We start from the raw sequence: 18,531 nt of genomic DNA, 5'->3' as shown, positions 1-18,531 counted from the left end.
ACTACATCGAGATGTTCTACAACCCGATTCGCCGGCATGGTTCCGCTGGCGGCATGTCACCGGTAGAGTTCGAAAAGCGCTACGCGCAGAGCGGCGACTGAGTGTCTATGGAACTCTGGTCGGTCCAGCTGGATCGAGCGCGGGACGATGTTGTCCTTGCCCTCGTAGGCCACGAAGAAGTGCATGCGGTCCTGCAGGATCGGGCCGCCGAAGGCCGCGCCGTACTCCTTGACGCGCGATTCCACCTTGCCGTCGCCTTCGTCCGGACGCTTGTTGCGCATGTCCTGGTCGGTGTAGCGGTAAAACACCTCACCGTGGAACTCGTTGGTGCCCGACTTGGTGGCAGCAACCAGAGCCGCACCGCTGACTTGGCCGAACTCGGCCTTGTAGTTGGAGGTGACGACCTTGTATTCGCCAATTGCCAACTGCGGGAATGGGTTGCCCTGGCTATCGTTCTGGCCGGCGATACCGCCCTTGGCCACATAGCTCTTCTGGCTGACACCATCGATGTACAGGTTACCGGCGCTGGAGTTGGAGGCGCCACCGCGCAGGGTCGTATGGCCTTGCGCATCGACGTTGAACACCATGCCCGGCACGGTGTCGGCGAACTCCAGGAAGTTGCGGGTGGCCTGCGGCAGCTGCTCGATCTGGCGCAGCGAGATGGTGTTGCCGACTTCCGAAGTCTTGACGTCGCGGGTCAGCGGCGCCGTCACCGAGACAGTGCCCAGGTTGGTCGCGTCGCCGGCCGGCGCCGAGGCTGGAGCCTCCAGGTCGACGGTGGAGGACGAGGCCACCGTCAGAGTGACGTCGCGCGATACGCCGCCAGCCTCGACGGTGTAGCTGCCCGGCTGCAGACCGACCACGGTGTAGCTACCGTTCTGGCCGATCACGGCGCGGCGCACCGAACCTGTGGCCTTGTTGGTCACAGTGACTTCCTGGCCGGCATCGGCCGAAGTCACCGTACCGCGCAGAATGGCGGTGGAGGTCTGCGCGAACGCAGGCACCGAGGCGACCATGCAGCCGGCCAGTGCGATGGCCAGGATGCTGCGGGACGGGGAGCGGGAGATGGCGTGCTTATTCTTCATGACGGTGCCCTCCTTAGGGCAGTCGGATCGCGTGTTTTTCTTGTGGGACGTGTCGTGCGGGAAAGCGGGAAGAAGACAGCGGCTGGACGGAGGGGTCAGGCCATGCGGCGCTCCGGGGTGGCACTGGAGTCGCGCACGACCAGGTGCGGGATCAGCGGGGCGGTATCGACCGGCGTGCCGGACTCGCCGCCCAGGGCCGGGTGCTGCAGCAGCAGATGCAGGGCGCGCGCGCCCAGGCTGGCGATGTCCACGCGCATGGTGGTCAGCGCCGGGTTGACGTAGCGCGCCATCGGCACGTCGTCGAAGCCGGCCACCGCGATGTCCTCGGGCACGCGCAGGCCGGCCTTGCGCAGGGCGAACAGGCAGCCCAGCGCGGTCATGTCGTTGGCCGCGAACACCGCATCGGGGCGCTCGCCGGCGGCGAAGGCCTCGCCCGCGGCATAGCCGGAGGCCTCGTCGAAGTTGCCCTGCACCACCCAGGGTTCGGCCGCATCGGCGACCGTGGCCAGCGCCTCGCAGTAGCCGCGCAGGCGCTCGCGGGCATCGAAGTTGTCCTCGGGCCCGCCGATGAAGGCGATGCGGCGATGGCCGACGTCCAGCAGGTGCCGGGTCATGGCGAAGGCGCCGCCGTGGTTGTCCACGTTGAGCACGGCCGCGCGCGGGCTGCCGGCGCAGTTCATCAGCACCGCCGGCACGTCCGGCGCCAGGGCCTCGTCCAGGGATTCGACGCTGCCCAGGAACGGCGACATCACCAGCACGCCGTCCACCCGCCCGGGCGTGGCGCGCAGCGCATCGCGCTGCTCGGCCAGGCTGCCGTGGCAGCTGGAGACCAGCAGGTGCAGGCCGCGTTCGCGCGCGGCGTGATCGATGCCGCGCATCAGCTCGGAGAAGAACTCGCCGTACAGGTCGGGCAGGACCACGCCGATGGTGTGGGTGCGGCGGCTGCTCAGCGCGCGGGCGGCATGGTGCGGGCTGTAGCGCAGCTCACTGGCGACCTGCAGGATGCGGGCCCGCACCTCGTCGGCGACGTACTGGCGCCCGTTGAGGGCACGCGACACGGTGGCCACGGACACCTCGGCGGCGCGGGCGACGTCTTTGATCGTGACGTTCATCGACGCGACGTGCCGGCGGTGACACACAGGGAACGACCGCCCGTCCGGGACCCGGCGGCCTGCTGCAGTGCAGCATCAAATTGGTGCGTGGCGTGCGGATTGGCTGTGGCGTTTGGCACTGGAAGCTCTCCTCTTCCGGGCCTCAGGTTCGTTGGCGGGCGGCACCGTATCAGGAGTTGCAACCGCTTACATGCTGCGCCGCAAGATGCACATCCGGGCCCGGATGTGTCATTGCGCACCACACGGGTGCGCATGCACCAAATAACGGATTCTTAAGGGTTTCGGGTCAGAGGCCGGTCTGGGGTTTTGCGCAGTTGCCGAAGCGGACCCTGCGCCTGTGCCGCGCCTTCCTCGCCAACTGCGCAAAAAATCGGGGGCCGCCAGCGGACAGCGCATGTCCCTTTTGGGCCATGGCGCGGTCATCCGGGCGCCATCGGGCGCGACATCGCACCGGCCCCGGGGCTCGCCGGCTTGATCGTCGGCGCGGCCGCGCTAGGATGGCCGGGCCGCTGGGGAGCGGCCCTGCAGGGGGAACCATGCCGATCCAACGCGAACTCGTACAGGAACGTGTGTCCACGGCCGCAACGCAGCTGGCTGGCTTCGCGCGCAGCAGCCGCGACGATCAGCGCACCTGGGCGATCAAGCTGCTGGCTGCCGCCACCCGCGACCTGCCGCCGGGCGAACGCGCCGCCGTGCAGGCCGGCTTCTGCGAGGTCATGCGGATGTTCGAGCTGGCCGAGACGCGGTAGCTGGTCTGGCTGCCCCGGCGGTAGCCGGGCGATTGGAATCCGCGCGGGCGCAGGGAGACCCGCGCTCAGCAACCGGACTTGACGGCGTCATCCGGGCGAGGGCGGGGATCCAGGGACGTTCGTCCGGATTGCGCGACGTCCATGGGCTCCCGCCTTCGCGGGAGCGACGATTCCGTTGATCCGCCGTGCGTCGAAGAGCGCGCTCGATATCGCAAACATCCTTCCTTCGTCATCCCCGCGAAGGCGGGGATGCAGTGCCCTGCAAGCATGACGAATGAAGTCGCTGGATCCCCGCGTTCGCGGGGATGACGACTTAGAGGCTTGAAAGATGGCGAGGCAGGAGGCTTGAAAGATGACGAGCTTCGGGCCCTGGACTATCGCGAGGTTCGAAGCTCGAAAGACCGCAAGACGTGACGCGCGCCGAACCGCCGAAGCGTGCTCCGCGCTCAGCCCGACGCCGACGCCGTAGACGCCACGCGCGCGGCGGAGCCCATCGGGGCATCGAGGTATTCGCGGCGCACGCGCTTGAGGCCGCACAGCAGCGCATAGGGGCTGGTGCTGCAGGTCTCGGCGATCCGGGCCGCGGTGGGCGATGCGCCCCAGAAGGTCACGCGGCTGCCGACATCGGCGCCGGGCAGATCGGTGATGTCCACGGTCAGCATGTCCATCGACACGCGCCCGATCACGCGCGTGCGCTGGCCATCGACCAGCACCGGCGTGCCGTTGGGCGCCCGCTGCGGATAACCGTCGGCGTAGCCCATCGCGGCCACGCCGATGCGCATCGGCGCAGAGGCGGTGAAGCGCGCGCCGTAGCCGACCGACTCGCCGGCCGGCAGGTCGCGCACGGCGATCAGCGCCGACTCCAGCTGCATCACCGGCCGCAGCGGATGCGCCGGCCCCGCGTCCGGCGCGAACGGGCTGGCGCCGTAGAGCATCAGCCCGGGGCGCACCCAGTCGCTGCGGATGCCGGGCCAGCCCAGCAGCGCCGGCGAGTTGTTGAAGCTGGTCGGCCCGGCGAAGTCGGCCGTGGCCTGCTCGAACACGCGCCGCTGGACCTCGCTGAAGTCGCTGTCCAGCTCGTCGGCGCGCGCCAGGTGGCTCATCGCCACCACCGAGGCGATCTTCGGATCGCGCTGCAGCGCGACCAGCGCCTCGGCGAACTGCGCCGGCGACAGGCCGAGGCGGTGCATGCCGCTGTCCAGCTTCAGCCACACGTGCAGCGGCTGCTGCGGGCTGTAGCGCGCCAGCGCCTGCAGCTGCCAGGGCGAGGCCACCGCGGTCCACAGCCGGTGGCGATCGATCAGCGGCAGCTCGTCCGCCTCGAGGAAGCCTTCCAGCAGCAGGATCGGCGTCTCGATGCCGGCCTCGCGCAACTCGATGGCCTCCTCCAGGCAGGCCACCCCAAAGGCATCGGCGATGCCGGTCAGCGCGCGCGCGCAGCGCACCGCGCCGTGGCCGTAGGCGTCTGCCTTGACCACCGCCACGGCCTTGCCACCGCCCAGGCGCTTGGCCAGCAGGTAGTTGTCCTGCAGCGCGCCCAGGTCGATCAGTGCACGGGCCGGGCGCATCAGGCGGCCGCGCCGCGGGCGGCGCTATTGCGGTAACGGGACATGTCCAGGCCTTCGCTATCGATCGCCGGCGCGTGGCCCGCCATCAGGTCGGCCAGGTAGCGGCCCGAGCCGCACGCCATGGTCCAGCCCAGCGTGCCGTGCCCGGTGTTGGTGTAGAGATTGTCCAGCGGCGTGGCCCCGACCACGGGCGTACCGTCCGGCGTGGCCGGGCGCAGCCCGGTCCAGAACTGCGCCTGCTCCAGCGCGCCGCCCTGCGGATACAGGTCGCGCACGACCAGCTCCAGCGTCTCGCGGCGCTGCGGGTTGAGCACGTGGTCGTAGCCGGCCACCTCGGCCATGCCGCCCACGCGGATGCGCGCATCAAAGCGGGTCACGGCGACCTTGTAGCTTTCGTCCAGGATCGTGGACACCGGCGACATCGCCGGCTCAAGGATCGGCAGGGTCAGCGAATAGCCCTTGAGCGGATACACCGGCAGGTCCAGGCCCAGCGGCGCCAGCAGCCGCGGCGACTCGCTGCCCAGGGCCAGCACGTAGCGGTCGGCGGTCTCCAGCCGGCCGTCCAGGCGCACACCGGTGATGCGGCGGCCGTCGGCCTCGATCGCCTCGATGCGCGTGTCGTAGCGGAACTCCACCCCAGCCTCGCGCGCCATCGCCTCCAGCCGCCGGGTGAACAGGTGACAGTCGCCGGTCTGGTCGTTGGGCAGGCGCAGTGCGCCGACCAGGGCCACCGGCGCGGCGGCCAGCGCTGGCTCGTAGCGGGCGATGCCGGCCGGGTCGAGCAATTCGTAAGGCACGCCGTACTCGTCCAGCACCGCCACGTCCTTGGCCGCGCCGTCCAGCTGGGCCTGGGTGCGGAACAGCTGGATGGTGCCCAGGCGCCGGCCTTCGTAGGCGATGCCGGTGGCGGCGACCAGCTCGTCCAGGCAGTCGCGGCTGTATTCGGACAGGCGCACCATGCGCGCCTTGTTGCGCGCGTAGTGCGCGCTCGTGCAGTTGGCCATCATCTGCAGCAGCCAGCTGTACTGGCGCGGGTCCAGGCCGGGCTTGATCGCCAGCGGCGCATGCTTCTGGAACAGCCACTTGAAGGCCTTGGCCGGCACGCCAGGCGCCGCCCACGGCGAGGCATAGCCCGGCGAGATCTGGCCGGCGTTGGCGAAGCTGGTCTCCAGGGCCGGGCCGGGCTGACGATCGACCACGCACACCTCGAACCCGGCCTGGGCCAGGTACCACGCGGTGGTCGTGCCGATCACGCCACTTCCTATCACCAGCACACACATGGCCTCACCTTGTCGTTCGTCAGGCCCATCGCGGCCAGCGGAGAAAACCTTACCCGAACCCCTCCGGCAGATTGGCCGCGTTCGCCACCCCTGCGCGGTGAAAGCTTGAGGTCTGGCGCGGTTGCGCGGCACATGCTGCCGCGCTCATTCGGGAAGAAAGCTCTTGGCGCGAGAATTATCGGCGATTTTCCCAAGAATTTCCGCATCTACCGTGCAGCAGATCCTGCCGACCCACACCCCAACCGCGGCTCAACGCGGCGCTCAGGCCAAGGACTTCACCGACACCTCGCCACGCAGGATCGGCGACTTGATCACGATGTAGGAGAAGTACTTGCTGATGCCGATGTGACGATCCAGCAGGCCTTCGACCAGCGACTGGTAGTGGGCCACATCGCGCACCACTAACTTGAGCAGGTAATCGAAGCCGCCGCTGACCAGGTGGCACTCGGTCAGCTCCTCCACGCTGCGCAGGCCGGCCTCGAAGGTGTCGAAGTCCTCGCGCCGGTGGTTGTCCAGGGTCACCGAGGTATAGACCACCTGCACGCGGAACAGCTTGGCCAGGTCGAGCCGCGCGCCGTAGCCGGCGATGTAGCCGGCGCGCTCCAGGCGCTTGACCCGCGCCAGGCACGGGCTGGGCGACAGGCCGACCCGGTCGGCCAGGTCGGCGTTGGTGATCCGGCCCTGGCGCTGCAGCTCGGCCAGGATGTTCAGATCGATGCGGTCCAGCCGCGGCAGGCGATCGATCACGCGCGCACCCGCCGCACGCCTGCCCCAGCTCGGCCATCGAGTCGAAGACAGGGGCCGTGCGAGTCGACCGGGGGGTCGTCACAGTCGAAGCGCGGCACGGCGGAGTCGGTCAGGCGCATGGCCGGCGTTGATCCCGGGGAGGAAGGGCGTCCGGCACGGCGACGCCGATGCGGCGCCGCGTCCCGCGGACGGAGGGCGCCCATTGTGCCGTCTCGGCAGGTTCTGCCGCACGCGCGGGAACGCGCGGCGATTGCGCCGGGCGTCAGTCGGCGTCCGGGGCGCGGCCCAGGTCGGCCTGGTCCTGCTCGATCTGGCGCCGCTGCTGCAGCTGCTCGGCGACCATGCGCTCGGCCTTGGCGAAGGCGGCCTCGGCATCGGCCACGTGCAGTTCGTCGTCGCCGTACAGCTCGGGCGGCAGATCGTCGATCTGCAGCGACTTGATCATGTTCTTGCCGTCGTGGCTCCAGATCTCCACGCGGAACGGCGTGTCCTCGACCGTGCCGGACCGCCAGTGCTTGCGGGGTTCTTCCATCGGAGCGCACCTTGGGGGACTTCAGTACGGCCAGCCTGCACGCGCGGCCGTGAGCGCGCCATCAGCGCGCGGCAGGCTGCAACCAAACCATCGTCCGACCGTCACATCGGCGACGCACGCGTTCGCCATCCTGTGCCCGCAGGTCCGGCGCGGTGCGTGATCGACGGCCAGGACCTGCGGGAGGCGACAGACGGATTAGCCGGGAGTGCCGTCCAGAGCAAAACCCCGGCAGTTGGTGCGCGATCCTTTCCGCGTCGCGGAAGCCGCAAGGCTCCCAAGATCGCGCGAGCCAATCCCCAAGACGCCCCGGCCCCTCTCTCTGCCGGGGCGTTTTACTGTGCGCCGACGCGTCGCGGCCAGGGCGCTGCGGTCATGCGGCACGGCGCGGGCGGCTGCTACGCTCGCGCCGTGCGGCCGTGGCCGCCTCGCTGCCCTCTTCTTCTTCCGATCCTGCCATGCCTGCATTCCGCTGTTGTTCCGCAGTCCACGCAACGTCCTGCTCCCGCACGCGGGTGCGCGCATGAGTCTGGCACCCTGGCTGCTGGCGGCCGCGGCCAGCACGGCGAGCTTCACCACGCCGCACCTGGCCACCACACCGCCGCCGCATGCGGTGCAGTTCGACGGCAGGACCTATGTCGATCACGGCCTGGTCGCCGCCGGGCGCGTGCCGGCCGGCACGCTGGACTTCATGGGCGACACGCTGGGGTCGTTCTCCTCGCTGGGCGTGCAGGCCGGCCAGTGGCGGCGCACGCGCGATGGATACGAGGGCGTGCTGTGGACCCTGCCCGACCGCGGCCGCAACGACCCGGACGCCGGCCTGTTCTACGACTACGCCGGCCGGCTCGAACGCCTGCGCATGACGCTGCGCCTGCCGCGCGCGGGCCAGCCAGCCGACGAGACGCTGACGCTGGTGCCCGATGGCGGGCTGACGCTGCGCGACTTCGAGGGCCAGCCCTTCACCGGTGCCGACCCCGGCGCGCACACCGTGGTGCAGGGTGGCTTCACCCTGCCCTCGCCGGCCAGCGGACCGGGCGCGGGCAAGATCTCGCTCGATGCCGAGTCGCTGCAGTTCACCGCCGACGGGCACTTCTACATCGGCGACGAATACACGGCCAACGTCTATTACTTCGACCCGGCCGGCCGCCTGCGCGGGGTGATCGAGCCGCCGCCTGCGATCGCGCCGCGCCGCGATGGGCTGCCCGCATTCGGCTCGTTGCAGTTGCCGCAGCACGGGCGCCGCAACAACCAGGGCATCGAGGGCCTGGGCCTGTCGCCCGATGGCACGCGCCTGTTCGTGGCGCTGCAGAGCGCGCTGGTGCAGGACACCGCCGCAGGCGAACACGCCGGCCGCCGCGACACGCGCGTGCTGGTCTACGACGTCTCCGGGCAGGCGCTGCCGAAGCGGCCGATCGGCCAATACGTGGTGCAGCTGCCGATCTACACGCACAAGGGCAACGGCAAGCCGGCCGACCGCACCGCGGCGCAGAGCGAACTGCGCGTGCTGGACGACAGCCGCTTCCTGCTGCTGGCCCGCGACGGCGCCGGGCTGGGCGCGGACAAGCCCGAGCCGGTCGTCTACAAGTCGATCCTGCTGGTCGACACTGCCGGGGCCAGCAATCTGGCCGGCTCGCGCTACGAGCGCGGCGACGCCTCGCTGCTGGCCTCACCCGCGTCCACAACGCTCAAGCCCGGCATCAAGCCCATGTGCTGGACCGAGCTGATCAACCTGCTCGACCCGGACCGGCTGGCGCAGGTCGGCCTGGACCTCGACGTCGCCGCGGGCCCACACCCCGGCCTGATGTCGGAGAAATGGGAAGCCATGGCGCTGCTGCCGGCGCTGGACCCGGCGCGGCCGGACGACTGGCTGCTGCTGGTCGGCAACGACAACGACTTCATCGCCCGCCGCTGCGTGATGCAGGGCCATGGCTGCGATTCGGCCTTCGACAACGACAACCGCGTGCTGGTCTACCGGCTCACCCTGCCCGGGCCTGCCAAGCCGCGCGGCAAGCATCGACCGCGCTGAGCTGGCGCCATCGATGCGGCGACCGCCATGGCGGCGGTGCCTCGTTCGATGTGCCGACGTGCATCGGTGGCGCGCTGTGGCAGCAGCGCGCGCACCTGTTCGCGGCATCGGCCACACCGACCCGCGCGTGCTCAGAACGTGTACTTGACCGTGGTCTGCACGCGGCCCAGTTCGCCCTCGGCGTCGTTGCCCAGATCGCGCCGCGCCCAGCTCAGCTCGGCGCCCACGTCCAGCCGCGGGAACGGCGAGTAGATCAGGTTCACGCGCCAGGACTGGGTACGCTCGGTGGCCTGCACGCCGACCGCCCGCTCGTCCACGGCGATGTAGGCGGCCGAGTAGGCCAGCGTGCTGCGCAGGTTGGCGGTCCAGTTGTGGCGCCACGCGGCGAAGCCCGCATAGCCGTCCTGCGCCTTGAGCCGGCCGGCGGTGTCGATGTAGCCATCGGGGATCAGGCCGAAGCCGATGTAACGCCCCAGCCCGGGCCCGCCGCTGACCGTGTACTGCAGCAGGTCCTTCGGCCCGGCCTTGATCGAGCCGGCTACGCTCAGGCCGAAGCCGGAGGTGCTGTCGTCGGCCGTGCGCAGCTGCCGGGCCAGCGCCGCCACGGTGAAGTGGCCCCAGTCGCCCTTGGTCGTCCAGCGCGCGGTGAGGTCGGGCAGATCGTTCTCGCCGGAGCTGACCTGGGTCGGGCTGCGGTTCTGGTACCAGGTCTGCGGGTTCTCCAGCGAGAAGGACCAGTTGCCGCTGGTGTAGCGGATCTGCGCCTGGCGCGCGAACAAGGTGCCGTCGACGATGCCGACGAAGTCCACCGTCTCCGGCAGCGAGCCCAGGTCCATCAGATTGGTCCAGGTCTGGCCGGCCAGCCAGTGGTTCCACTGCACGTAGGCGTGGCGCAGCGTGGGCGGATAGCCGTTGGAGAACTTCTCGTTGCCCACGTTGTTGTTGCCGCCGCCGAAGAAGTCGAACTCGACATAGCCCTTGAGCTTGTCGCCGGCGTCGGTGACGCGGTCCACGCCGAACCACACCCGCGAGAACTGCGCATGGAAGTCGGCGTATTGCTTGCCGGGGCCGGCATCCACCGGCGTGGCCGCCGGGAAGTAGAACAGCCGCCCCGGCGTGCTGTCGGCGATCGGGCCGTCGCTGGTCCAGGTCGAGAGCATGTCCAGCTTGATGAAGCCGCCGAAGCTGAAGTGGCTGTCGCCGCCGGCGACGATGGCGGTGTTCTGGATCGGCGCCTTGCCCGGCGCGGTGGCCGGGGCCACGGTGCCGGCCGCCGTGGCCGAGGTCAGCGCCGGCGGCAGCGCACCGCTGGCCTGCACGCCGGGCCCCTTGAGCGGCGGTGCGCCTGGCGCGGTGGCCTCCGCCAGACGGGTACGGGCATCGACCAACTGGGTCTGCTGCTGCTCGACCATCTGCTTGAGCGCGAGCACTTCGCTTTCCAGCTGGGCGATGCGCGCGTCCTGGCGCGCATCGGTGGTGTCCTGCGCCTGGGCCAGGCCCGGCGCGCAGAGGGCAAGGGCAAGCGCGCAGGCCAGGGTGGCGCGGCGCGGCGTGACGATGGATGACGGCATGTGGTTCTCCCCAAACCAGGTGTGATGAAGCACGGGCGCGACCCGGCAGCGGGCGCGCGATGACAGGCGTGCGGCAAGACCTCCCCGTCGCGCCGCGCACGGAGCGGGACGGGCCAATACAAGACGGATGGGCTCAGCGCGGCTGTTCGACGCCCACCAGCAGACGCGGGCGCCGCCACGCCAGCAGCAGATGCGCGGCTAGGCCGAACACCAGGCTCCAGAACGCCGCCCCCAGCCCCAGCAGCGACATGCCCGAAGCGCCGACGATGAAGGTCACCAGCGCCGCGTCGCGCTCGCGCGGCGCAGCCAGCGCGGTGCTGAGCGCGTGGGCGATGCTCGGAAACAGCGCCAGCCCGGCCAGCGTGGCGACCAGCTCCTTGGGCAAGGTGGAAAACAGCGCCACCACGGTGCCGGCGACGCTGCCCAGCAGCAGGTAGGCCAGCGCGCCCGAGACCCCGGCCACATAGCGCCGCTCGGCGCGCGGATGCGCCTCCGGCCCGGTGCACAGCGCGGCGGTGACCGCGCCTGGGTTGAGGCCATGGCAGCCGAACGGCGCCAGCAGCGCCGAGGCCGCGCCCGACCACACCAGCAGCGTGCTGGCCGCCGGCCGCGCATAGCCGGCGGTGCGCAGCACGGCGATGCCTGGCAGGAACTGCCCGGTCAGCGCCACCACCAGCAGCGGCAGGCCCAAGCCGACGATGGCCTGCCACTCGAAGCGCGGCGCGACCCACACCGGCGCGGTCAGCGCCAGCGTCGGCAGCGGCCCCTGCAGCTGCCCGCATAGCGCCGCCGCCAGCACGCCGGTGACCAGCACCGCCATCACCGCGTAAGGCGCGAACCAGCGCCGGCCGATGGAGAACGCCGCGAACATCGCCAGCACCAGCCACACCTGCGCGGCCATGCCGACGAAGGCCTTGGTGGCGAAGCCGAACAGCACCCCGGCCAGCATCGCCGCGGTGATCGCCGGCGGCAGCCGCGCCACGATCCGGTCGAAGGCGCCGGACAGCCCGATGACCAGCAGCAGCGCGCTGGCCACCAGGTAGGCGCCGATCGCCACCGCGTAGTCGACCGTGGGCAGCAGGCTGACCAGCAGCACCGAGCCGGGAATCGACCAGGCGATCACCACCGGCACGCGATGGCGCAGGCTCAGCACGATCCCCAGCACGCCGCTGCCGATGCAGATGGCCCAGACCCACGAGGCCAGCAGCGGCGCCGGCAGCCCGGCCGCGGCCTGGACCACGATCACCAGCGGCCCGGCGAAGGAGATCAGCGTGGCCACCACCCCGGCCAGGACCGCCGACAGGGAGGCATCGCGACCGAGCTGGCGCAGCGCCGCACGCATGGTCAGGGCGCGTCGGCCACGGCCACGCGGGGCGCGGCGGCCGCCGGCTGGCTGGCGAGCGCGTAGACCAGGGTCGCCAGCGTGGCCATCGCCGCGGGGATGGCGAAGATCAGGGAGTTCTGCTGCAGCGGCAGCTCCCTGGCCAGCAGCACGCCGCCCAGCGTCGGCCCGACGATCGCGCCGATGCGGCCCACGCCCGAGGCCCAGCCCAGGCCGGTGGAGCGGATCGACAGTTCGTAGAGCTGGGCTACGCTGGCGTAGAGCAGGATCTGCGTGCCGATGGTGGCCGCGCCGGCGACGAAGACCAGCGTGAACAGCGCCGCCACCGGCAGGTTGAAGCCGATCAGCGCGATGGACAGCGTGGCCGCGACGAAGAACGCCACCACCACCCGCGGCAGGCCGAAGCGGTCGCCCAGGCGCCCGCCCAGGATCGCGCCGGCCATGCCGCCGAAGTTGAGCGAGAACAGCGTCAGCAGGCTGGCCTTCTCCGCGTAGCCGGCCTCCTGCATGACCTTGGGCAGCCACGAGCTGAGCAGGAAGACCAGCAGCAGGCAGCAGAAGAACGCCGTCCACAGCATCAGCGTGCGCAGCGCGCGGCCGCCGCGGAACAGCTCGGCCACCGACGCCGTCGCCCCGCTCGGCGCGTCGTAGACCAGCACGTCCTGCGGCTCCAGCGGCGTGGCGCCGGGCAGACGCGCGTGGATGGCGCGCGCCTGCGCCTGTTCGCCCCGCCGGATCAGGAAGCCCAGCGACTCGGGCAGCTTCCACCACACCAGCGGCAGGAACAGCAGCGGCAGCACCGCGATCCAGAACATCGGGCGCCAACCCAGGTTGGGGATCATCCAGATGCCCAGCCCGGCCGAGACCATGCCGCCGACCGAGTAGCCGCTGAACATCAGCGCCACCATCGTGCCGCGCAGCCGCTTGGGCGAATACTCGTTGACCAGCGCCACCGCGTTGGGCATCAGCCCGCCGCAGCCCATGCCGGCGAAGAAGCGCGCCACCTTGAACTGGGTCGGGTCTTGGGCGAAGCCGGTCAGCAGCGTGGCCACGGTGAACAGCAGGAAGCTGATCACCACCCCCTTCTTGCGGCCGAAGCGGTCGGCCAGCGAGCCGAAGATCAGCGCGCCGAACATCATCCCGAACAGCGCCCAGGCCTGCAGCACGCCGGCCTCGGGCTTGGTCAGTCCCCATTCCTTGATCAGCGTCGGCAGCACCGTGCCGGCGATGAACACGTCGTATCCATCCACCACCAGCAGCAGCCCGCACAGGGCCACCACTGTCCACTGCAGCCGGCCGAAGCGGCCGCGTTCGATTGCCTGGTTCACGTCGACGCTGTGCATGTCTCCTCCCTCCGAAGACCGATGACACTGCTGGTTGACCGCGTTGGCCTGCCGGCAGGCAGGCGCAGCGCGGCGTTGATGGCGTCGCGGCCTGCGTCCCCTCAGGCCGCGACGGTGTTGATGGCCTGGCGCGCCTGTTCCACCTCGGCATCCAGGTCGTGGTTCCAGATCCAGTCGAAGCGCGAGGCCAGCGTGGCGCCCAGCGCCGCGTCGTCGCTGCCGACCTTGGGATCGCGCAGTTCGTAGAGCTCGCCGGCTTCCCACGAGGTGCGCTGCACCCGGCATGCGCGCGGCCTGCGGATCGTGTCGTAGGCCTCCAGCAGCGCCGGCAGCTGGGCCCGCGTCAGCGCGGGGTCGGACAGCAGCCGGGCGAAGAAGTAGGCGTCCTCCAGCCCCTGGCCGGCGCCGGCGCCCTGGTGCGGCAACATGGCGTGGGCGGCATCGCCGATCAGCGCCAGGCGGCCGTGCACGTAGCGCGGCAGCTGCGCCCCCTCGTGCAGCGCCCAATGCGTTGGAGTGTCGATGCACTCGAGCAGCGTGCGCGCGGCGATGCCCCAGTGCGCATAGGCCTCGAGCATCTCGCGGCGACTGGCCTCGCGCACCCAGGGCTGGCCCTGCGGCCACTGCGGGTCCGGATCGCTGCGGTCGGACACGAAGGCCACCACGTTGATCAACCGCCCCTGCTTGACCGGGAAGGTCAGGATGTGGGCGTCGAGCCCCAGGATCATCTGCGGCACATCGACCAGATGCGTGCCCACGCCGGCGGCGATGAAGGCCCGGCGCAGGCGTTCGCTCTCGATCATGCCGCGGTAGGCGCAGGTGCCGGTGAAGCGCGGCGCCACCGGCGCCTGCCCCAGCGGCCGCAGCACCTCGGCGCGCAGCGCCGACTTGATGCCGTCGGCGGCGATCAGCAGATCGCCCTCGTAGTGGCTGCCATCGGCGAAGTGCACGCGGGCCGCGTCGTCGCCCTGCTCCACGCCGACCGCGCGCTTGTCGAAGGCGGTCATCCCCAGCGGCAGGCGCGTGGCCAGCGCGTCGAGGAAATCGGCGCGATGCACCGACGACTGCCCGACCCCGGGCGCACGCGTGGCGCCGAGCAGGCGCGCATCCTCGCCGCGCCGCCATTCGAACCACACATCGCCATGCGGCGCCGGCGTGCGGTCGGCCAGCTCGGCATAGGCCTCGCCCATGCCCAGGCCCTGGATCGCGCGCACCGCGTTGGGGCCGAAGGACACGCCGGCGCCGATCTCGCCGAAGGCGCGCGCGGACTCGAACAGGCGCACCTCCAGATGCGGCCGGCGCGCCAGCCCCAGCGCCAGGCCCACGCCGGCGATGCCGCCGCCGACGATGCCGATGCGCAGCGGCGCCGATGCGCTCATGGCCGGCCTCCGTGCGCGGGCTCGATCGGCGGCATGAGGTATCCGGTGGTGTGCGTGTGGTGCGCGTGCATGTTCCCTCCCAGGTCGTGCGTGGCGTGGATGCGGTCGTTGGCGTGCAATGCTTCAGCCGGTGTCGCCACCGGCTACCGGCAGGATCGAGCCGGTGATGTAGGAGGCCTCGCGCGAGGCCAGGAACAGGATCGGCGCGACCTGCTCGTCCACGGTCGCGTAGCGCTTGAGGAAGGTGGAGGCGGTGACCTGCTCGACCGCCTGCGCCATCCACGCCTGCTCCTGCGCGCTGTCGCCTTCGGCATTGCGCGGCACCCGCCGCGGCGGCGCGGCGGTGCCGCCCGGCGCGGTGGCGACCACGCGGATGTGGTGTTCCCCCAGCTCCATGGCCAGCGACTGGGTCAGCGCATTGATGCCGCCCTTGGCCGCCGAGTACGGCACGCGGTGGATGCCGCGGGTGGCGTTGGAGGAGACGTTGACGATGGTGCCGCCGCCGCGCGCCAGCAGGTGCGGCAGCACCGCGTGGCAGCCGTACAGCGTGGGCATCAGCGAGCGGCGGATCTCCGCATCGATCTGCGCCGGCTCGAAGGCCGCGTACGGCCGCATGCGGATCGCGCCGCCGACGTTGTTGACCAGGATGTCGATGCCACCGAAGTGGCGCGCCGCGAAGTCCATCGCCGCCTGCGCGCCGGCATGGGTTTCCAGGTCGGCGTTGAAGCCCACCGCCTGCGACCCGATCGCCGCGGCGACCTCGGCTACGAAGTCCGCGCGGTCCACCAGCACCACCTGCGCGCCCTCGGCCGCCGCGCGCTGCGCCACGCCCTGGCCGATGCCCTGCGCGGCCCCGGTCACCACCATCACCTGCCCGGCGAAGCGTCCGCTCACGCGGCCAGGTCCTGCGGCGCGCTGGCCGGCGCGTTGGGCGTGAACTTCTCGTAGTAGAAGTTGGCGGGGGTCAGGGCGATCGCGCTGAAGTGGTTGCGCACCGCATCGACCATCGGCGGCGGGCCGCACAGATAGACGTCCACCTCGCCTGCGTGCAGCGCCTCGGCCGGCAGATGGTCGGTGACGTAGCCCAGCTTGGGATGGCGCGAGGCCGGATCGACCACGCAGGTGGTGAAGCTGAAGAAGTCCAGCCGCTCGGCGAAGCGCTGCAGCTGCTCCACCAGCACCAGGTCGGCGCCGCGGGTGACGCCGTACATCAGATGCACCGGATGCGCGCTGCCGGTCTGCGCGAGCTGGGCCAGCATCGACAGGAAGGGCGCCAGGCCGGTGCCGCCGGCCAGCATCAGCACTGGCCGCGTCACGGCGCGCAGGTAGAAGCTGCCCAGCGGACCGGTCAGCTCCAGCACCTGGCCCGGGCTGGCGCTGTCCAGGTAGCCACTCATCAGCCCGCCGGGCACGCGCTTGATCAGGAACGACGGTGTGTCCGAGCCCGGCAGCGAGCTGAAGGAGTACGAGCGCGTCTGCCCGCCGCTGCCGGGCACGGCGATGTTGACGTACTGGCCGGGCAGGAACGCCGGTGCGCCCTCCAGCGCCTCCAGCTTCAATTCCAGCGCGGCGTCCGCGTGCGGCACCACGTCCACCACTGCGGCCTTGAAGCGGGAGGTGCCGGTCTTGCAGGCCGCCGAGGTCGTCGGCACGGCGATCGTGCAATCGCTGGATGGCACCATCTGGCAGGTCAGCACCAGGCCGGCAGCGGCCTCGTCGGCGCTCAACGCATCGTCGATGTAGTCCTCGCCCAGGTCGTAGGCGCCGGCCTCGGCGCGGCACTTGCAGGTGCCGCACACGCCGTCCGAGCAGTCCATCGGCAGGTTGACCTTGGCGCGGAACGCGGCGTCCAGCACCTTCTCGCCGGGATTGCAGTCGATGAAGCGGGTGACGCCGTCCTCGAAGTTCAACGCGATGCGGTAGCTCATGGTGTCCTCCTTCGCGCCCGGCTCAGACGTGGTAGATGTCGATGACCTGGCGGATGTAGTCGTTCTTCAGCACGATCTTCTTGTCGGCGATCAGATAGCCGCCGCCTTCGCGGCGCAGCGTCGCGTAGCAGGTGCCGAAGAAGTGGTCGGTGACCTTGTAGCGGTGGTTGAGCGTGTGGAAGTTGTAGCGCACGTCCACCTCGTCGCCGCGCTCGGCGAGCACCTCGATGTTGGTGGTGTTGTGACCGGTGCGCGGCTCGGGCGTGGACGCGCTGGAGCGCTCGGTCTTGATGCGGAACACGCGGTCTTCCAGGCCGTCGCGGCTGGGGTAATAGATCAGCGAGATCTGCGACTGCGGGTCCTCGGTCAGCCGGTCGTCGTCGTCCCAGGCCGGCATCCAGTAGGTAACGTCCTCGGCGTACAGCGTCAGCCACTCGTCCCACTGGCGATCGTCGAGCAGGCGCGCCTCGCGATACAGGAAGGCCGCGATGGTGGCGATGTCATGGCTCACGCGGCCGCTCCATCATCCTGGCGCGCCAGCGCGCGGCGCATGGCCTGCGCCCAGTACGCGTGCTGACGCACGAACAGGCCCTCGTCCTCGCTGCGGCCGCCGGACAGCAGCGGCTGCATGCCCATCTTCCTGGCGTTCTCGTCCGGCCCCTCCACCCACAGCGGCGCGCCGCGGCTGAGGTCGTTCCACAGGGCCGCCGTGCCGGCATAGCCCTGCTGGCAGGCGCGGAATTCCTCCAGGTCGTCGGCCGTGCCCATGCCCGAGACGTTGAAGAAATCCTCGTACTGGCGGATGCGTGTGGCGCGTTCTTCGGCGCTCTCGCCCTTGACGCCGAAGCAGTAGATGGTGATCTCGGTCTTGTCCACGCTGATCGGGCGGGCCACGCGGATCTGCGTGGAGAACTGGTCCATCAGATAGACGTTGGGGTACAGGCACAGGTTGCGCGTCTGCCGGGTGATGAACTCGGCGCGCTCGGCGCCCACGCGCTGGGCGATCTCCTCGCGGTGCGCCCACACCGGCCGCACCTCGGGGTTGAGCGACTGGGTCCACAGCAGGATGTGGCCGTGCTCGAAACCGTAGACGCCGCCGATGCTCTTGCTCCAGCCGTTGGCGTCCACCGCCTTGGTGCCGGTCTCCTTGCGCCGGCCCATGGTGGCCGAGTAGTTCCAGTGCACCGAGCTGACGTGATAGCCGTCGGCGCCGTTCTCCATCTGCAGCTTCCAGTTGCCGTCGTAGATGTAGGACGAGCTGCCGCGCAGCACCTCCAGGCCCTCGGGCGCCTGATCGACGATCTGGTCGATGATCACCCGCGTCTGGCCCAGATGCTCCTCCAGCGGCAGCACGTCCTCGGACAGGCTGCCGAACAGGAAGCCGCGATAGCTGGCGAAGCGCGGCACGCGCTTGAGATCGTGCGAGCCGCCCTCGCCGAACTGCGGTGGATACTGGGTGGTCTTCTCGTCCTTGACCTTGAGCAGCTTGCCGGTGTTGCTGAAGGTCCAGCCGTGGAAGGGACAGGTGAAGCTGCCCTTGTTGCCGTGCTTGCGCCGGCACAGCATCGCGCCGCGGTGCGCGCAGGCGTTGATCACCGCGTGCAGCTCGCCGGTCTTGTCGCGGGTGATCACCACCGGCTGGCGGCCGATGTAGGTGGTGAAGTAGTCGTTGTTGTTCGGGATCTGGCTCTCGTGCGCCAGATACACCCAGTTCGACTCGAACAGGGCCTTCATCTCCAGCTCGAACAGCTCCGGGTCGGTGAAGATGTCGCGCCGGCAGCGGAAGACGCCGGCCTGCGGATCGTCCTGCAGCGCGGTGGCCAGCAGCTGCTCGACGTCGTGGGTGGGTTCGATGATCGCGGACATGCAGGG

The 18,531-nt window shown here is 70.4% G+C and carries 15 protein-coding genes and 1 pseudogene; 2 read left to right on the top strand and 14 right to left on the bottom strand.

The window, feature by feature from the left end:
- Nucleotides 1–128: 128 nt before the first annotated feature.
- Together EAT51_RS18365 and EAT51_RS18360 are read right to left on the bottom strand one after the other, a co-directional pair.
- Nucleotides 129–1,085: pseudogene (locus EAT51_RS18365) on the bottom strand (carboxypeptidase-like regulatory domain-containing protein); the annotation flags it as partial.
- Between the two features lie 95 nt (nucleotides 1,086–1,180).
- A complete protein-coding gene (locus EAT51_RS18360) occupies nucleotides 1,181–2,197 on the bottom strand; it encodes a LacI family DNA-binding transcriptional regulator (RefSeq protein ID WP_130516960.1) in 1,017 nt (338 codons plus the stop codon).
- A 536-nt stretch (nucleotides 2,198–2,733) separates the two neighbouring features.
- Between EAT51_RS18360 and EAT51_RS18355 the strand changes: the two genes are divergently transcribed.
- Nucleotides 2,734–2,946 (top strand): hypothetical protein, encoded by a 213-nt coding sequence (locus tag EAT51_RS18355; RefSeq protein WP_130516958.1) that lies wholly within the window; start codon nucleotides 2,734–2,736, stop codon nucleotides 2,944–2,946.
- 446 nt (nucleotides 2,947–3,392) lie between these two features.
- Here EAT51_RS18355 and alr read toward each other — a convergent pair whose 3' ends face one another.
- The 4 genes from alr to EAT51_RS18335 form a co-directional block, all read right to left on the bottom strand.
- Complete coding sequence (gene alr, locus EAT51_RS18350) at nucleotides 3,393–4,514, bottom strand: alanine racemase (RefSeq protein WP_130516955.1); 1,122 nt, start codon at nucleotides 4,512–4,514, stop codon at nucleotides 3,393–3,395.
- On the bottom strand, nucleotides 4,514–5,794 hold the full coding sequence (locus EAT51_RS18345; RefSeq protein ID WP_130561878.1) for a D-amino acid dehydrogenase: 1,281 nt from the start codon (nucleotides 5,792–5,794) through the stop codon (nucleotides 4,514–4,516). Before EAT51_RS18345 ends, alr begins: the two co-directional genes overlap by 1 nt.
- A gap of 261 nt (nucleotides 5,795–6,055) precedes the next feature.
- Nucleotides 6,056–6,541 (bottom strand): Lrp/AsnC family transcriptional regulator, encoded by a 486-nt coding sequence (locus EAT51_RS18340; RefSeq protein ID WP_130516951.1) that lies wholly within the window; start codon nucleotides 6,539–6,541, stop codon nucleotides 6,056–6,058.
- A 262-nt stretch (nucleotides 6,542–6,803) separates the two neighbouring features.
- Nucleotides 6,804–7,073, bottom strand: a complete 270-nt coding sequence (locus EAT51_RS18335; protein WP_130516950.1) for a hypothetical protein — start codon at nucleotides 7,071–7,073, stop codon at nucleotides 6,804–6,806.
- Between the two features lie 520 nt (nucleotides 7,074–7,593).
- Between EAT51_RS18335 and EAT51_RS18330 the strand changes: the two genes are divergently transcribed.
- Complete coding sequence (locus EAT51_RS18330) at nucleotides 7,594–9,096, top strand: esterase-like activity of phytase family protein (RefSeq protein ID WP_130516948.1); 1,503 nt, start codon at nucleotides 7,594–7,596, stop codon at nucleotides 9,094–9,096.
- Nucleotides 9,097–9,227: 131 nt separating this feature from the next.
- Here the strand turns inward: EAT51_RS18330 and EAT51_RS18325 are convergent, their stop codons facing one another.
- The 8 genes from EAT51_RS18325 to EAT51_RS18290 form a co-directional block, all read right to left on the bottom strand.
- Nucleotides 9,228–10,667: a DcaP family trimeric outer membrane transporter gene (locus EAT51_RS18325; RefSeq protein WP_130516946.1), complete on the bottom strand. Its 1,440-nt coding sequence runs from the start codon at nucleotides 10,665–10,667 to the stop codon at nucleotides 9,228–9,230.
- 133 nt (nucleotides 10,668–10,800) lie between these two features.
- The gene (locus EAT51_RS18320; RefSeq protein WP_130516944.1) at nucleotides 10,801–12,009 is read right to left on the bottom strand and encodes a benzoate/H(+) symporter BenE family transporter; all 1,209 of its coding nucleotides are present in this window, start codon (nucleotides 12,007–12,009) and stop codon (nucleotides 10,801–10,803) included.
- A gap of 2 nt (nucleotides 12,010–12,011) precedes the next feature.
- A complete protein-coding gene (locus tag EAT51_RS18315) occupies nucleotides 12,012–13,352 on the bottom strand; it encodes an MFS transporter (protein ID WP_130516942.1) in 1,341 nt (446 codons plus the stop codon).
- Nucleotides 13,353–13,453: 101 nt separating this feature from the next.
- Nucleotides 13,454–14,731 carry a salicylate 1-monooxygenase gene (gene salA, locus EAT51_RS18310; protein WP_130561877.1) on the bottom strand — a complete coding sequence of 426 codons (1,278 nt, stop codon included), beginning with the start codon at nucleotides 14,729–14,731 and terminating at the stop codon, nucleotides 13,454–13,456.
- A 123-nt stretch (nucleotides 14,732–14,854) separates the two neighbouring features.
- Nucleotides 14,855–15,625 (bottom strand): benzoate diol dehydrogenase BenD, encoded by a 771-nt coding sequence (gene benD / locus EAT51_RS18305; protein ID WP_130561876.1) that lies wholly within the window; start codon nucleotides 15,623–15,625, stop codon nucleotides 14,855–14,857.
- A complete protein-coding gene (gene benC / locus EAT51_RS18300; RefSeq protein WP_130561875.1) occupies nucleotides 15,622–16,659 on the bottom strand; it encodes a benzoate 1,2-dioxygenase electron transfer component BenC in 1,038 nt (345 codons plus the stop codon). The genes benD and benC overlap by 4 nt, the downstream gene beginning before the upstream one ends.
- 22 nt (nucleotides 16,660–16,681) lie before the next feature.
- Complete coding sequence (gene benB, locus EAT51_RS18295) at nucleotides 16,682–17,170, bottom strand: benzoate 1,2-dioxygenase small subunit (RefSeq protein WP_130561874.1); 489 nt, start codon at nucleotides 17,168–17,170, stop codon at nucleotides 16,682–16,684.
- Nucleotides 17,167–18,525: a Rieske 2Fe-2S domain-containing protein gene (locus EAT51_RS18290; RefSeq protein WP_130561873.1), complete on the bottom strand. Its 1,359-nt coding sequence runs from the start codon at nucleotides 18,523–18,525 to the stop codon at nucleotides 17,167–17,169. Before EAT51_RS18290 ends, benB begins: the two co-directional genes overlap by 4 nt.
- Nucleotides 18,526–18,531 lie beyond the last annotated feature (6 nt).

The sequence above is a fragment of the Pseudoxanthomonas winnipegensis genome (genome assembly GCF_004283755.1).
Lineage (GTDB): Bacteria > Pseudomonadota > Gammaproteobacteria > Xanthomonadales > Xanthomonadaceae > Pseudoxanthomonas_A > Pseudoxanthomonas_A winnipegensis.
This window is presented reverse-complemented; position numbering and strand designations above follow the sequence as displayed.

Bases quoted from the DNA above. Each gene is read 5' to 3' on its own strand.
- EAT51_RS18360 (WP_130516960.1), bottom strand. From the start codon at position 2,197: ATGAACGTCACGATCAAAGACGTCGCCCGCGCCGCCGAGGTGTCCGTG.
- EAT51_RS18355 (WP_130516958.1), top strand. From the start codon at position 2,734: ATGCCGATCCAACGCGAACTCGTACAGGAACGTGTGTCCACGGCCGCA.
- alr (WP_130516955.1), bottom strand. From the start codon at position 4,514: ATGCGCCCGGCCCGTGCACTGATCGACCTGGGCGCGCTGCAGGACAAC.
- EAT51_RS18345 (WP_130561878.1), bottom strand. From the start codon at position 5,794: ATGTGTGTGCTGGTGATAGGAAGTGGCGTGATCGGCACGACCACCGCG.
- EAT51_RS18335 (WP_130516950.1), bottom strand. From the start codon at position 7,073: ATGGAAGAACCCCGCAAGCACTGGCGGTCCGGCACGGTCGAGGACACG.
- EAT51_RS18330 (WP_130516948.1), top strand. From the start codon at position 7,594: ATGAGTCTGGCACCCTGGCTGCTGGCGGCCGCGGCCAGCACGGCGAGC.
- EAT51_RS18325 (WP_130516946.1), bottom strand. From the start codon at position 10,667: ATGCCGTCATCCATCGTCACGCCGCGCCGCGCCACCCTGGCCTGCGCG.
- EAT51_RS18320 (WP_130516944.1), bottom strand. From the start codon at position 12,009: ATGCGTGCGGCGCTGCGCCAGCTCGGTCGCGATGCCTCCCTGTCGGCG.
- EAT51_RS18315 (WP_130516942.1), bottom strand. From the start codon at position 13,352: ATGCACAGCGTCGACGTGAACCAGGCAATCGAACGCGGCCGCTTCGGC.
- salA (WP_130561877.1), bottom strand. From the start codon at position 14,731: ATGAGCGCATCGGCGCCGCTGCGCATCGGCATCGTCGGCGGCGGCATC.
- benC (WP_130561875.1), bottom strand. From the start codon at position 16,659: ATGAGCTACCGCATCGCGTTGAACTTCGAGGACGGCGTCACCCGCTTC.
- EAT51_RS18290 (WP_130561873.1), bottom strand. From the start codon at position 18,525: ATGTCCGCGATCATCGAACCCACCCACGACGTCGAGCAGCTGCTGGCC.